Source organism: Acinetobacter minutum, from assembly GCF_035916735.1.
Classification (GTDB): domain Bacteria; phylum Pseudomonadota; class Gammaproteobacteria; order Pseudomonadales; family Moraxellaceae; genus Acinetobacter.
Window position 1 is genome coordinate 1 of sequence record NZ_JAQIHG010000041.1, and the last position, 15,032, is coordinate 15,032.

Annotated in this window: 13 protein-coding genes; 6 read left to right on the forward strand and 7 right to left on the reverse strand. The window is 45.6% G+C overall.

The features are described from left to right. Window positions 1–146: 146 nt before the first annotated feature. Window positions 147–1,100, reverse strand: coding sequence for a thioredoxin-disulfide reductase (gene trxB, locus PAE54_RS11595; protein WP_326519555.1), 954 nt, complete (start codon window positions 1,098–1,100; stop codon window positions 147–149). A 248-nt stretch (window positions 1,101–1,348) separates the two neighbouring features. Here trxB and PAE54_RS11600 point away from each other — a divergent pair, with 248 nt between their 5' ends. Continuing rightward, entirely contained in the window at window positions 1,349–4,444 is a 3,096-nt protein-coding gene (locus PAE54_RS11600; protein ID WP_326519556.1) for a DNA translocase FtsK, read from the forward strand. Window positions 4,445–4,504: 60 nt separating this feature from the next. On the opposite strand, the gene PAE54_RS11605 is transcribed toward PAE54_RS11600, so the two are convergent. The 6 genes from PAE54_RS11605 to yihG form a co-directional block, all read right to left on the reverse strand. Next, the gene (locus tag PAE54_RS11605) at window positions 4,505–4,792 is read right to left on the reverse strand and encodes a PA4642 family protein (RefSeq protein WP_273778587.1); all 288 of its coding nucleotides are present in this window, start codon (window positions 4,790–4,792) and stop codon (window positions 4,505–4,507) included. A gap of 96 nt (window positions 4,793–4,888) precedes the next feature. After that, window positions 4,889–5,161, reverse strand: a complete 273-nt coding sequence (gene minE, locus PAE54_RS11610; RefSeq protein WP_273778588.1) for a cell division topological specificity factor MinE — start codon at window positions 5,159–5,161, stop codon at window positions 4,889–4,891. A 2-nt stretch (window positions 5,162–5,163) separates the two neighbouring features. Then, window positions 5,164–5,976: a septum site-determining protein MinD gene (gene minD, locus PAE54_RS11615; protein ID WP_273778589.1), complete on the reverse strand. Its 813-nt coding sequence runs from the start codon at window positions 5,974–5,976 to the stop codon at window positions 5,164–5,166. A gap of 65 nt (window positions 5,977–6,041) precedes the next feature. After that, window positions 6,042–6,746 (reverse strand): septum site-determining protein MinC, encoded by a 705-nt coding sequence (gene minC / locus PAE54_RS11620; RefSeq protein ID WP_326519557.1) that lies wholly within the window; start codon window positions 6,744–6,746, stop codon window positions 6,042–6,044. 126 nt (window positions 6,747–6,872) lie between these two features. After that, entirely contained in the window at window positions 6,873–7,916 is a 1,044-nt protein-coding gene (locus tag PAE54_RS11625; RefSeq protein ID WP_326519558.1) for a preprotein translocase subunit SecA, read from the reverse strand. A 31-nt stretch (window positions 7,917–7,947) separates the two neighbouring features. Continuing rightward, complete coding sequence (gene yihG, locus PAE54_RS11630; RefSeq protein ID WP_326519559.1) at window positions 7,948–8,868, reverse strand: 1-acylglycerol-3-phosphate O-acyltransferase, YihG family; 921 nt, start codon at window positions 8,866–8,868, stop codon at window positions 7,948–7,950. 246 nt (window positions 8,869–9,114) lie between these two features. On the opposite strand from yihG, the gene PAE54_RS11635 reads away from it, so the two are divergent. The 5 genes from PAE54_RS11635 to argB all read left to right on the forward strand — a co-directional run bounded on the left by PAE54_RS11635 (window position 9,115) and on the right by argB (window position 14,926). Continuing rightward, on the forward strand, window positions 9,115–9,747 hold the full coding sequence (locus tag PAE54_RS11635; protein WP_273778593.1) for a YiaD family glycine zipper/OmpA-like lipoprotein: 633 nt from the start codon (window positions 9,115–9,117) through the stop codon (window positions 9,745–9,747). A 128-nt stretch (window positions 9,748–9,875) separates the two neighbouring features. Further along, window positions 9,876–11,915 (forward strand): UvrD-helicase domain-containing protein, encoded by a 2,040-nt coding sequence (locus PAE54_RS11640; RefSeq protein WP_326519560.1) that lies wholly within the window; start codon window positions 9,876–9,878, stop codon window positions 11,913–11,915. 34 nt (window positions 11,916–11,949) lie between these two features. Then, window positions 11,950–12,402, forward strand: coding sequence for a dUTP diphosphatase (gene dut / locus PAE54_RS11645; RefSeq protein WP_273778595.1), 453 nt, complete (start codon window positions 11,950–11,952; stop codon window positions 12,400–12,402). A gap of 207 nt (window positions 12,403–12,609) precedes the next feature. Further along, window positions 12,610–14,016, forward strand: coding sequence for a phosphomannomutase/phosphoglucomutase (locus PAE54_RS11650; RefSeq protein WP_326519561.1), 1,407 nt, complete (start codon window positions 12,610–12,612; stop codon window positions 14,014–14,016). Window positions 14,017–14,026: 10 nt separating this feature from the next. Further along, window positions 14,027–14,926, forward strand: a complete 900-nt coding sequence (gene argB / locus PAE54_RS11655) for an acetylglutamate kinase (protein WP_273778597.1) — start codon at window positions 14,027–14,029, stop codon at window positions 14,924–14,926. Window positions 14,927–15,032 lie beyond the last annotated feature (106 nt).

Here is a 15,032-nt window from a genome sequence, read left to right on the forward strand (position 1 = left end):
AGGGTTAAATCTAAATTCTCAGATAAAGTCATAAAAAAAATGAGCGTATTTATATACACTCATTTTTACAGCATTTTACTAAATGTTGCTTAACTGACTGGCATTACGTCTAGTGACGGCTTTCTTATTCAGCATGCCTGAGAAAATTATTCACCCAAGGCATCTAGATATTTTTCGGCATCGAGTGCTGCCATACAGCCTGAACCTGCTGAAGTAATCGCTTGACGGTAGACACTGTCCGCCACATCACCTGCAGCAAATACACCAGTCACTGAAGTGGCCGTCGCATTGCCTGCTGTACCGCTTTGCACTTGAATGTAGCCATTCCGTAATTCGAGCTGACCTTCAAACATGGTTGTATTTGGTTTGTGGCCAATTGCAACGAACACACCCTGTACATCAACCTGTTGGGTCGAGTCATCTTGGGTTGATTTCAAACGTACACCTGTTACACCGGTATTGTCGCCAAGGACTTCATCGACTTGGTGGTTCCAGATAATGCTGATTTTGCCTTCTTTTTCTTTCTCGAAAATATGATCTTGCAGAATTTTCTCAGAGCGTAGGCTGTCACGGCGATGAACCAGAGTAACATGCGACGCAATATTAGAAAGGTACAGTGCTTCTTCAACTGCGGTGTTACCGCCACCGACTACCATGACGTTTTGATTCTTATAGAAAAAACCGTCACAGGTCGCACAGGCACTCACGCCTTGTCCCATAAAGGCCTGTTCTGATTCCAGACCTAAATACTGTGCCGTTGCACCAGTAGCAATGATCAGGGCATCACAAGTATATTCTTCCATATCGCCTTTAAGCACAAATGGGCGGCTGTTTAAATCAACTTCATTGATATGGTCATAAACCAGTTCAGTCCCGAAGCGCTCTGCATGGGCTTGCATACGTTCCATCAAGGCAGGCCCAGTCAAACCTTCAGGATCACCCGGCCAGTTGTCGACTTCAGTCGTCGTGGTTAACTGGCCACCTAACTGCATACCGGCAATCAGGGTAGGTTTTAAATTGGCACGTGCCGCATACACAGCAGCACTATAACCTGCAGGACCTGAACCTAAGATGATTAAACGCGAGTGGTGAGTGCTCATGGAATTATCCTTTTTATTTAAAAATTAACAAAATTATACGGGAAATGCAGAGGGAGTTGTGTTCGATCAATGTCGATATTATTGATCATGTAAATCGATTTGAGCTATATAGAAAAAGTTAACAACTCATCTAAATAATCGTGCATCTTTTTTCGTTGAACAGGTGCATAATATAAAGATTTATTCTTTCACGCTAGCGATTCGCTACAGCAGAAGAACACGATAAATAATTGCTTACAGGACAGTATATGACTGCGGTGTCGAGTGTTTATGCACAGCGCTTACTATTAACCCTATTCTTGGTGTCATTCGGGATTTATCTGTTTCTGGCAACAGTAACCTATACACCTTTTGATCCGGGTTGGATGCATATTTCCAGTGATACCCAACAAGTTTCCAATGCCAGTGGGGTAGCGGGTGCTTGGATTGCGGATTTGCTGTTTGGCTTTCTGGGCTGGGCCAGTATTCTGGTGCCTTTATACTTCTTTATTGAAGCAATCCAGGTCTGGTGGCCACGCAGTTTTCTCAACCGTCCTTTCCGTTATGCGGCACAATTTTTTATTGTTTTGGCTTCTTCGAGCTTGGTATATCTCTACGGTAATTTACCGGCAGATACCTTGGAAAATGCTGCGGGTGGCATTATCGGGTATGAGTTGGGAGAAAGTCTTTCTGGATTACTGACGATCTATGGCGCCACGATATTTCTGGTCGCGTTCTGGATTTTATTGGTGACCTTGGCGTTTGGTATCCAGTGGAATAAAACCTGGGCAACGCTGAAAGCAGCTCCGGCTTATTTACAGGATCTGTTCTACCGGAATGTGCCAGAAAGTGAGTCTGCCTATGACCGTACTGAATTATCGGTTAAAAAGGGGATGCCACAAAAAAATCTGAGCCCACAGACCGAAGTCGATACCCCTGCGATACAAGAAGCTGTACCCGTCAAAACAGCCAACAAGCATGATGTAGCAGCTGCACGTCTGTTTGCTGAAATGGTAGAAAAAGAGCAGCAAGCTGAGCCAGAAAATTCGCAGCCCCAATCGGTCTTGATTGATCCGGAAGATGAAGAAGAATTTGAACGGACCTTGCAAAAAGCACATCAATTAGAAAAAGAAAGCCAACGCATTATTCCGACAGGCGAAGTCTGGCGTGCTTTACAGGAACATGATGATCCCAAAAATGAGATCGAAGCCTTACTGAAAGCTGCAGATGATGAACAGCCATTGATCTTGTCGCAAGAGCATCATGCGGTAGAAGAACAGTCAATATCTGAAAAAATCGTTACTGCTGAGCACAAAAATGTCAAAGGTGCAGACTTCAATCTGGACTGGAATGATGATGAAATTTTTGATGAATTATTGGCTGCAGTACCCAATAACAAAACTGCGACCGATGTCCATACGCCATTCCAGACTCAAACAGCTTTGCCAGAGGCACTGAACAGTTCAGTTGTTACTGCAACAGTCAATCCTGCGATTGCGGTGACCGCCAGTGCCATGACAGGCGCTACCCTCCAGCCAAAAGCTTTCTCGAATCTAGATGCAGAACTCGATGCATTGGATGATCTACTGGTTGAGGAAGATGAATTGATCGAAGCACGCTCTACTGGGCTCGAATCTAAAGCTGAGCTCGTAAGAGAAAAAACGGACTTTGTGCAGGAACAGCAAAATCACTTCATTAAGCCAGAGGAAAAGGCGCCGCTGTCCAAAGAACAATTTGTTGAGGCTTGGCAAGAAACTGCCGGCAAACCAGAAATAGATACATTCTCTGAACTGGAAGATGATTTCGATTTTGATGCACCGTTGACCGATGCAGCAGGTCGTCCGTTATCCCGTGCCATGCAGGTCGCACAGAAACGACGTGATTTACCGACCTTACCCGGACTGGAATTGCTGGATGAAGTCGATCCAAACAAAAAGGTCAATTTCACTGCTGAACAACTGGCTCGGTTATCCGAATTGCTGGAAATCAAGCTCCAGGAATTTAACGTCAAAGCCAAAGTGATTGAGGCTCAACCGGGTCCGGTAGTGACGCGCTTTGAGCTGGATCTGGCCCCAGGGGTGAAAGCCTCGAAAGTCACCAACATTTCCCGTGACTTGGCGCGTTCCATGTCGATGGCCTCGGTGCGTGTGGTCGAGGTGATTCCGGGTAAACCGTATATTGGCATCGAGGTGCCGAATAGTAGCCGCGAAATGGTTCGTTTGATTGAACTGGTTCGAACGCCGAAATTTGAGGATCCAGAGGGTATCCTTTCCATGGCCATGGGTAAGGATATTTCCGGTAATCCGGTGATTACTGAATTGGGTAAAGCGCCTCACATGCTGGTCGCAGGCACCACCGGTTCGGGTAAGTCGGTGGCGGTGAACTCCATGATTTTATCCATGTTGCTTAAATACACACCGGACCAGTTACGTTTAATTCTGATTGACCCGAAACAATTGGAATTGGCTAACTATAATGACATTCCGCATTTGCTCACGCCTGTGGTAACAGACATGAAAGATGCCGTGAGTGCCCTGAACTGGTGTGTCAATGAAATGGAACGTCGTTATAAACTGATGTCTTTCCTGAAAATTCGTAAGATCAGTGATTATAACCGCAAGGTGGAAGAGGCGATTGCTAACGGCGAAGACCTGATTGATCCGACCTGGAAACCGAGTGATTCGGCGACCCAGGAACGTGCACCACGCTTAGCCCCATTACCTTCGATTGTCATTGTGGCCGATGAGTTTGCTGACATGATTATGCAGGTGGGTAAAAAAGCGGAAGAGATGATTACCCGTCTGGCACAAAAATCCCGTGCAGCCGGTATTCATCTGTTACTAGCGACCCAGCGTCCTTCGGTGGATGTGATTACCGGTTTGATTAAAGCCAATATCCCAACCCGTGTGGCACTGCGCGTAAACTCGAAAATTGATTCACGGACGATTCTGGATGCTGGCGGTGCAGAAGATTTACTCGGTCATGGTGACATGCTGTTCCTTGGACCAGGCAAGATTGAGCCAGAACGTGTGCATGGAGCCTTTATTGCTGATGATGAAGTGAACCGGATTTGTGATGCTTGGCGTGAGCGTGCTAGTCCAAACTATGTTGATGAAATTCTCACCCCATTTGATGAAGAGCCGACTTCACGTGGTTTTGAGGAGGGTGATGGTGGTTCTGAACGTGACATGCTGTATGAGCAGTGTGTGGCCTTTGTACTGGAAACCCGTAAAGCTTCGACGTCTTCGCTGCAGCGTAAATTTAGTCTGGGCTATAACCGTGCTGCCCGAATTATCGACCAGATGGAAGAAAATGGTATCGTCAGCTCGATGGGTGCCAATGGTAAACGTGACATTCTGGTTTAAATGTTAACGAAAGTCTTCAATAAAAAAGCCTGCTCACGCAGGCTTTTTTATCAAGCGTGATTAGGCAAACTTGGCCAATACATCTAGAAATGGAGCACTTTGGCGCGGATATTCCGCAATAACGTCATGAATGCGCTGGCCTTGTGGATTCTTTGCATTGAGATCACGGCCATCCGCAATGAATTGTGTCAACAGACGCTCGTAATCACTTGGACGCATATGTTTGAAAGCATGGTAAAGCACGTGAAAATCGCCATTCACGCCTTCAGGAGGAAGTTGGTTGAGGTAGGCAAAAACACGCTCATCGGACCATTCTTCATTGAAAGTTGCTGGCTGTGATAGTGCCATGACAATCTCCTCGGTTAAAAATTCAAATTAAAAAAAGGCAAAATAACTGGCGTTATTTTGCCTTGATTCAATCTGCTTGACTAATCAGTAATGAGATTAACGTTCTTCAGGCAAATTGATATTCATTTCCAGCATTTCGATGTTGGCTTCAGAACGCACCTGCATCTGGATATGCTGTTCATCAACACCACGCACGTAGCGGTTCACTACCTGCATGATTTCTTTCTTCATTTGGTCAATCTTGTCTTGGCTTAAACGTTTGCCCAAGCCTTGTTCCGAGGCAACGATGACTTTTAAACGGTCTTTGGCAGTTTTGGCACTCGGCTGTTTATCGTCTGCACTAAAAAGTTTACTCCAGAATCCTGCCATCTCTACGCTCCAAATAGTCGTGCTAACCAGCCTTTCGGTTTCACGGTGATATGACGATAAGGACGTTCTTCACCAAGGAAACGGGCTACGAGATCATCATAAGCCTGACCAGCATTTGCTTCTTGATAAAGAATAACCGGTTTACCTTCGTTAGAGGCTTGCAATACGCTTGCGCATTCTGGAATTACGCCGAGAGTCGGGACGCGTAAAATATCCTTGGAGATGTCATCAATGGTAAGCATTTCCTGACGATCTGCACGTTCCGGGTTATAACGGGTGATGCATAAATGTTTGCGTACACGTCCTTCGTTTTGTTCTACTTTTTTAGTTTTGCTGTCCAGCATGCCAATAATCCGGTCAGAGTCACGCACCGAAGAAATTTCCGGATTCGTGACAATGATCGCTTCATCTGCATGATACATTGCCAAGATCGCACCACGTTCGATACCGGCAGGAGAGTCACAGATAATGTAGTCAAATTCTTGTGAAAGCTCATCGATTACACGTGCTACACCTTCATCGGTGAGGGCATCTTTGTCGCGTGTTTGAGATGCAGGCAAAATATAAAGATTTTCAATATCCTTATCACGGATTAATGCCTGCTGTAAGCGGGCTTCATTATTAATCACATTGACAAAATCATAAACCACGCGGCGTTCACAACCCATGATCAAATCAAGGTTACGCAAGCCTACGTCAAAATCGATCACAACAGTTTTATGGCCACGTAGGGCTAAACCTGTTGCAAAAGATGCACTTGTTGTAGTTTTACCCACACCACCTTTGCCTGATGTTACGACAACAATTTTGGCCACCGAATCCACTCCTGTTATGGTCATTCACCCTTCATTTCGGGTTGTTATGGTGTTTAATTTATACCTTAAATTTCCAGAGCTTCAAATTCAAGCTCTTGGTTATTATTCAAATAAATATGTACAGGTTTTTTGCTCATATGCTGCGGAATGTCATCCGCAACGCAATAAGTTCCTGCAATAGATACCAATTCTGCTTCTAGTGAATGGCAGAAAATCCGTGCGGTGGTATTGCCGCCCGCGCCGGCGATGACTCTACCACGAACACTGCCATAAATATGTATATTTCCTGAAGCGATCACTTCCGAGCCACTGTTGATGCCCGCATTGATAATAATATCGCCGTGGTCTTGTACCAGGCATTGGCCGGTACGCAAAATTTCGTTGTGATAGGCACTGCTGTGACGCAGGATTTTTGCCGGTTCTGCTGTTTCCGTCGCAGCTTCAACTGGTGTTTCTACAATCTGTTCCTGGGTCGGCTTAATCCGCTGTAAAGGACGATCAGCTGGCAGAACCGGGAACTGAATGGCGCGCGCCTGGTCACCTAACAGACCATCGATCACAGCCATGGGTTGCAAATCCAGACTAATCAATAACTGGATCAGGGCAATTAACTCTTGTTCGACGGTGCTGTCTAAAATGACCAGTGCACCTTGATACGCGCTTTCATTTAATAGGGAGGTCAGTTGCTGGCGGATTGCGTCATGATCGTTGGTATCAAAGGTTAACCGGGTGAAATTCACCATTCGCCCGGTAATCCGTATGTCAGCCATAATTATTCCTTGTGCGCTTCAGACGGAATTGATGGAATGTCGAAGCAAATGTTGTAAATAGACCAAATCCTAGACCAAATCGGTGCAATTCTCTAGTTGCACGATCAAATATTTTTTCGTAAATGTTTATTCTTTCCCTTGGTCATGTTTTTCTAAAGTTTCCAGCCACTGTTTGACTTTGACCTGTTTATGCAGGGCGTCCAGACTTTCAAAAACTGCCGATTCTACCAGTTGTTCCAGGGCTACATTTTCAATGTTGAGCTGGCTGATATTTTTCGCAATCTCCTGATAAATCGGATTCGGTTGCTCAGCACTCCCCGAAGTCCAGGGTTGCATGAGCCCCAAGCTGATATTTTCGCCCAGACGCTGTCCAATGCTCTGGATCTGCTGCTCAATACGTCCACCAACCAGCGGAATCAGGCGGAGTAGCTGGGTCAGTTCCGGCGTATCTTCAATGGCTTGGTTTACCACCAGTCCTACATTTTTAGCAATGTGCTGTTGCTGCTGTTGGAGTTGTGTGGCCAAGGTTTCTTGTAGAATTTCAACCAGTGCATTGGCGAACAACTGACGGTGATGATCGACCAGATCGTGGATAATCTGTTTATGTGTGGTACTGGTGCTAAGTTCGCGTTTGATGCCTTCCAGCACGGTCAGGACGATACGGCTGGACAATTCTTCCAGCATGACATGATAGTAAAATTGCACGCGTTTGGAGAACCATTCTGGAATGACCTGATAGCCGAGTTCACTAAGCCGGTAAGCAATGACACTGGCGCGTAACAGACGCAAGAAACGCAGTTCCGGCATAATCGCCAGGATTTCATACCAGTGCACAAAAGGGAAAAAGAACCAGCGTGGATGGTGCTGCCGAATGATTGCGGTCAACCAGCGCAGCAATAACTCAACAATTAGATAACCGGTAAACCATTCTTCAGTTTTGATTACCCAAGGGTGCAGTTCACTGCGGTAAAACTGCAGGGCTTCAGGCAGATGCAGAAAGGTAAAAATGGAGGCACCGAAATCACTCATCAGCATGGCATTGGCTGCCAGACAGAACAGGTTAATGACGATGAGCAGCATCATGAACATGTCATAAATTAAAAACAGCTTCCAGGACCAAGTATCGTGACGGATCGGGTGGAAACTGTTTTTAATCGGGTTGAGTGACATAAGCGCCTTAAATCGGTGAAATTTAGAAAAATTAGCTGTTTTGATACTTGCGCTTCATCTCATCGATGAGCTTGTCTTTTTCACGCCAGACTTGGTCCAGCCATGCCTGAAAACGCTGGCGATATTCAGGATCATCTTCGTAATTGCCGCCATGCACCCAGTCAGGAATCTCGATTTTGCGCATATGTACCGCAATCCGTGAAACCTCACCCAGCCAGAAATGATGATATTCCGGAATGCCATCAGGATAAACGATGGTCATGTCGACAAGCGCATCAATCTGGTCACCTAAAATGTTCAATGCCAGCGCCAGTCCACCGGCTTTGGGTTTGAGCAAGTGTTGATACGGAGATTGCTGCTGCTCATGTTTTTGCTGGGTAAAACGTGTGCCTTCGAGATAATTCAGTAGCGTAAAGGGTTGACTGAGCAACTGTTCACAAGCTTTACGTGCTTCAGCCAGATCACGGGTTTTGAGTTCCGGATTTTTCGCAATCTGTTCCTTGCTATGACGTTTCATCATCGGGAAACCGAGAATTTTGAATGCCTGACCAACAAATGGAATGAAAATGAGTTCCCATTTGGTAAAGAAACGGGTCAGGGGCATACGACGTAGACCGAAATATTGATTCACGGTGGTATCGACCCAGCTTTGGTGATTGCAGACCATCAAATAGCGACCCTGCAAGCTCAGCTGTAAATCGGGCTCAATTTCAATATCCCAGTGCAGATGCGGCAACACATGATCAATCAGCCAATTGTTCACACTGAGCCAGCTGTTGGTAATTTGGATGTTGGTTTGATCCACTTTATGTGATTTTTTGATGAGCTTGGTCAAGCCCAGTGCCAGAACAGGAGGGCCATGTAGAAAGGTACTGCCGGTAATGACCGAACCTACAGTGAGGCCTCGTTTGATTTTTTGTAATAATGGTTGTTTCTGTGAATGAGATGGCATACAACAATCCTGCTGGATAATTCGGTCTGTAAACGAATGTGATCAAATATAGCCAGAGTTTCACCGAGAAGAAAGCCAAAAAGTTGACTGTGAAGGAATTATGGTGAAACAGCTCACACTCATGAAAATTCTTATTACAAATTGTAACTAAATGCTTTATTGTTAACAAAAAATCAATGGTCTAGCGCCATTTTTTCTTTCATCATCCCTCATGTAAACAACAAACACAATGTAAGGAGGCATGCAATGCGTGCACTAGTCATTTCAACAGTAGTCGGGGCGTTGGCACTTTCTGGTTGCCAGAATATGGAATATGACAAAACTGCAATGGGTGCCGGCTTAGGTGCTTTATTAGGTGCGGGTATCGCATATTCTAATGCTGACAAAGATAAAATGGGTCAAGCTGCTGCGATCGGTGCTGTTGTAGGCGCGGGTGCGGGTTTGTTACTTGACAAGAAAGAAAAACGTTTACGTGAAGAATTGGCAGGTACTGGTGTTGACGTTAACCGTAATGCAGACGGTTCGATCAACATGGTCATGCCATCTGTGACTTTCGCAACAGACTCTTCTGCGATTCAACCACGCTTCCAATCTGCATTGAATGATGTAGCGCGTGTATTACGTGAAGATGGTACAGCGAGCAAATTAGCGCTAGTGATCCATGGTCATACGGATAGCGTAGGTTCTGATAGCTATAACCAGGCGTTGTCTGAGCGTCGTGCAAACTCTGTCTTGAGCTATTTGGCTTCTCAGGGTCTTCCTTCTTCTCGTATGACTGCGCGTGGTTATGGTGAAACTTCTCCAGTAGCAAGCAATGATACTGCTGCAGGCCGTGAGCAAAACCGCCGTGTAGAAATTACAGTTTATGAAACTCGCTAATCCGAGTGACTAACATAAAAAACCACCTTCGGGTGGTTTTTTATTTTTTGCAAATGCTTACTTTTCGGCTTTAGTTCATCTTCAAGACAAGACTATAATCTCTGCCGAAATGCAGCCGAGGTACAGATATGTCATCCGCAAGTCAACTGAATGACAAGCAACTTGAAGCCATGAAATATACTCAAGGACCCTTGTTAGTTTTGGCGGGTGCCGGTTCAGGTAAAACCTCGGTGATTACCCGAAAAATTGCCTATCTGGTGCAGCACTGCCGCATTCCTGCACATCGTATTACCGCGATGACCTTTACCAACAAGGCCGCACGCGAAATGAAAGAGCGTGTGTCAAAGCTGTTGTCACGTGAAGAAGCTAAGGGTTTATCGGTTTCTACTTTCCATACTTTTGGCCTGAATCTGTTGCGTTTAGAGCTGAAGAACACGCCACTGAAAGCCAATTTCTCCATTTTAGATGCTGATGACTGTAAACGGATCTTGATGGATCTGATGCATCGCGACAATCTTTCGGGTGCAGAAAGTAAAGATCTGATCGCTAAAGCGATGAAAAAAATTTCCGACTGGAAAAATGATCTAATTCCACCGGAACAGGCACATTCGACCTGTGAGACGCCAGAAGATGTGCAAATGGCCCATCTGTATCAACTGTATGAACGCAATTTGCGTGCTTACAATGCGGTGGATTTCGATGATCTGATTGTCATGCCAACCCGTCTGTTACAGGAAAATGCTGAAGTACGGGATAAATGGCAGAACCGGGTACGTTATTTATTAGTCGATGAATATCAGGATACCAACACGGCGCAATATATTTTAGTCAAATTGCTGGTCGGGGTCATGGGGCAGTTCACTGCTGTGGGTGATGATGACCAGTCCATCTATGCTTGGCGTGGTGCCAAGCCTGAAAATATGGCCTTGCTGAAACAAGACTTTCCGAACCTGAAAGTCATCAAGCTGGAACAGAATTATCGTTCCACCAGCCGGATTCTGAAATCCGCCAATGCCGTGATTGCCAATAACCCGCATATTTTTGAAAAGACGTTGTGGAGTGACAAAGGCCATGGCGAACTGATTCGTGTTATTACCTGCCGTAATGATGATGATGAAGCCGAACGGGTCGTGAAAGACCTGCTCACCCATAAATTGATGAACGGTAAAAACTGGAAAGACTACGCGGTGCTGTATCGTGGTAATTTCCAGGCAAGGGTGCTGGAAACCCAGTTACGCCAGATGCAGATTCCCTACAAACTCTCTGGTGGACAATCCTTCTTTGCCCGGGCTGAAATTAAGGACGTGATGAGCTATTTACGTCTGATTATTAATCCGGAAGATGATAGTGCTTTCCTGCGCATCATTAACACGCCGAAACGTGCGATTGGTCCGGTCACGCTAGAAAAACTCGGATTGTTCTCGCAGGAAAATAATCTGTCTTTATTGATGGCATCTAGTGACCAGCGCCTGTCAATGGTATTGCCGAAGAAAGCGGCAACGCAGTTGCACGAATTTGCTGATTTTATTGGTAACTTTACCCGTGAACTGTTGGATGATGATGAACCGGTACCGAAAATCCGCCAGATGATGATGGAAGCCGGTTATATCGATTACATCCGAGAACAGGCCGCGACACCGGCACAGGAAAAAACCAAGCTGGATAATATCGAAACCTTATATGCCAGTATCCAGAGCCTGATCAACCGGGCAGAGGATGTCGATGAAAAAAATATTGAAAGCGTAATTCGCAAAATGGTGCTGCTTGACATGCTCGAACAGCAGCAGGAAGAAGAAGACACCGACAAAGTGAATCTGCTGACGCTGCATGCGGCAAAAGGACTAGAATTTCCTTTCGTTTATATCATGGGCTTGGAAGAAGAACTTTTACCGCACAAAAACTCGATTGCTGCCGAAACGATTGAGGAAGAACGCCGTCTGATGTATGTCGGAATTACCCGAGCACGTCAGGGGTTGACGCTCACCTTGGCAGAGCAGCGCAAAAATGGTGGACAGATGAAACAGATGACACCAAGTCGTTTTCTGGATGAGCTGCCGCAAGACGAGATCGAATGGCTGGGGCGTAAAAAGAAACTGGCCGCCAATGTTGATCCAAAAGAACAGGCACAGATGTATCTGCAAAATCTGAAAGCCTTACTCAAACGTTAAAATATCCTCTCCCTTGAAATTAACAGGAAAAATTATGAAAGTTCAGTTGAAAGTACTCGATCCGCGTTTGGGCAATGAATGGCCATTACCGACCTATGCCACCGCAGGTTCTGCTGGGCTGGACTTACGTGCCTGCTTAGACGAAGCGATTCAGATTGAGCCGGGACAAACCATTTTAGTCAAAACCGGTATGGCGATTTATATTGAAGATGTGAATTATGCGGGACTGATTTTGCCACGTTCGGGTTTGGGTCATAAACACGGCATCGTATTGGGTAACCTGGTTGGCTTGATTGACTCGGATTATCAGGGTGAATTGATGGTGTCCGTGTGGAACCGAGGTCAACAGCCGTTTTGTCTAGAGCCGGGTGAGCGTTTGGCACAATACGTTCTGGTTCCGGTTATTCAGGCAGAGTTTGAGCAGGTGGATGAATTCGTTGCAACCGAACGTGGGGCGGGTGGTTTCGGTCATACTGGTAAAAACTAAGTCTCACTACGCTAATGAAAGCCTGTTTCGACAGGCTTCATTTCATTCTATGCTTGAATAATATGAAAAAATGGATTAAAAAGTAGCCGGATTTTTAGATGACAAAAACATTACTTGTTTATTACAAAATTTTTCAAGTATCATGATTTCCTTCGAGTAGGCTTTCTTTTCAAGATCTAAAAGAATAGCCATGGATGTACATACCTCATGTTTCCATTTTACATTTTCCGCGCTTACGATATTCGTGGAAAGATTTCTGTTCTGACTCCCGAATTGGTTCAAGCGATTGCTCAAGGTTTGGTACAACAATATCAGCAAGCCGGGCAAACTGAACTGGTCATTGGCTATGATGCCCGTCTCAGTAGTCCCTTTTATGCCCAGTTAATTGCACAAGTCTGCCGTAATCATGGTTTAGCGGTAACTGAACTCGGCTGCTGCTCAAGTCCTTTAATGTATTACATAGCGCGGGATTTTTCCGGCAATGGCATTATGGTCACCGCCAGTCATAACACAAAATCTGACAATGGAATCAAATGGATTATTCAGGGGGAACCCCCATCTCCAGAAATGATCCAACAGGTGGCACAGCAGGCGATGAAAGCTTATCAACCTGCACAAAAAATCCCCTTGCAATTGCTTCAGCATGAAGTCAAAAGTCAATATTGTCTGCAATACCAACAGGCCTTATTACAGGACATCCAGCTAAAACGCAGTTTTAAAGTCGTGCTAGACGGATTGCATGGCTCTGCGGGGCATTGTGCTCAATTTATTCTCAATAAACTAGGCTGTGAGGTGATTGCCTTGCGCTGTGAGGCAAACGGTGAATTTCCAGATCATGCACCGGATCCTTCACAAGCTTCCCATCTGGAAAAACTACGTCATGCCATCCGGGAACATCAAGCTGATTTAGGTATTGCCTTGGATGGTGATGGTGACCGTTTAGTACTGGTGGATGAAAATGCCCACATTATTACTGCAGACCGCTTACTGTCATTTTTTGCCAAAATCTGTTTGGATGATCATCCCCAGCATGAAATCGTATTTGATGTGAAATGCTCCAGTATGGTTCGTGAGACCGTAGAAAAATCGGGTGGCCAAGCCAAAATGATCCGTACCGGGAGCAGCTTTTTACGTACATACCTGTCGCAATCCCACGGTCATGCCATTTTTGGGGGGGAATATGCCGGGCATTATGTATTTAATGACGGACGCGGTTTTGGTTATGATGATGGCCTGTATGCTGCACTGCGGGCAATGGAATATTTGAGCCAGTTTCCACAGATGAGTCTGTCGCAATTGTTGCAGGATTTCCCGGATCGTTGTGCAACAGAAGACACTTATGTCAGTACCTATCAGATGAATCCGAAACAGCTGTTGCAGGATATCGAGATTTCCAGTCAGCGTTTAGGGGCCCAGTTGAGTAAAATCGATGGGGTAAGGCTTGATTTTGATGGTGGTTTTGGCATTATTCGAGCCTCGAATACTGGTGAATACTTTACCGTACGTTTTGATGCGGATAATCCGCTCAAACTGGCCGAAATCCGTAATCAGTTCGTGTCCATGTTACGTGACCGATATCCCAACATCGCCCAAGATATTTTAAATGCTCAATAAGGAGAGGTGCATGCCACATCAACAGACCGGCCTCGACAAAGCGCAAATTCTGACTGAAGCTTTGCCGTACATTCAACGTTTTGCAGGTAAAACGTTGGTGGTGAAATACGGTGGCAATGCAATGACTGACCCGGAGCTGGAAAGTTCATTTGCCCGTGACATCGTGCTTTTAAAAACAGTCGGTTTGAACCCGATTGTGGTGCATGGTGGCGGACCACAAGTCGATTCATTCCTGAAACAGTTGGGGCGTGAATCTGATCGGATTGATGGTATGCGTGTCACGGATCCAGCGACCATGGAAGTGGTGGAAATGGTCTTGGGTGGCAGCGTGAACAAGTCGATTGTGAACCTGATCAACCAGCATGGTGGCCGTGCGATTGGCTTAACCGGTAAAGATGGTAATCTACTTCGTGCACGTAAACTGTTGATGAAAAAACAGGCTGAAGACGGTACAGAACAACAGATTGATCTAGGTCTGGTCGGCGAAGTGGTCGGCGTGAAGACGGATGTGCTGGAAATGTTTACCCAAAGCGATTTTATTCCAGTGATTGCTCCACTTGGTGTTGATGATGAAGGCAATACCTATAACATCAATGCTGATTTGGTGGCGGGTAAAGTGGCTGAAGCCTTAGGCGCAGAAAAACTTATCCTTTTGACCAATATTGCCGGTGTATTGGATGAAAATAAGAATCTCTTGACGGGTTTAACCACACAAGAAGTCGACCGTTTAATTGAAACGGGTGTGATTTATGGTGGCATGATTCCTAAAGTTGGCTGTGCCTTGGATGCAGTTAAAGGGGGAGTCGTGAGTGCCCATATCGTGGATGGCCGTGTTCCGCATGCAACCTTGCTGGAAATCTTTACTGATCACGGTGTAGGTACGCTAATTACCAACCGTGGTAAACGCTAATCATCAGCAATAAAAAAGCCTCCTTGTGAGTAATGCCAGTCAGTTAAGAAATTGACTGGCATTTTCTTGGGTATTTCTGTGGTTTTAGCTTCACAACCCTCGGACA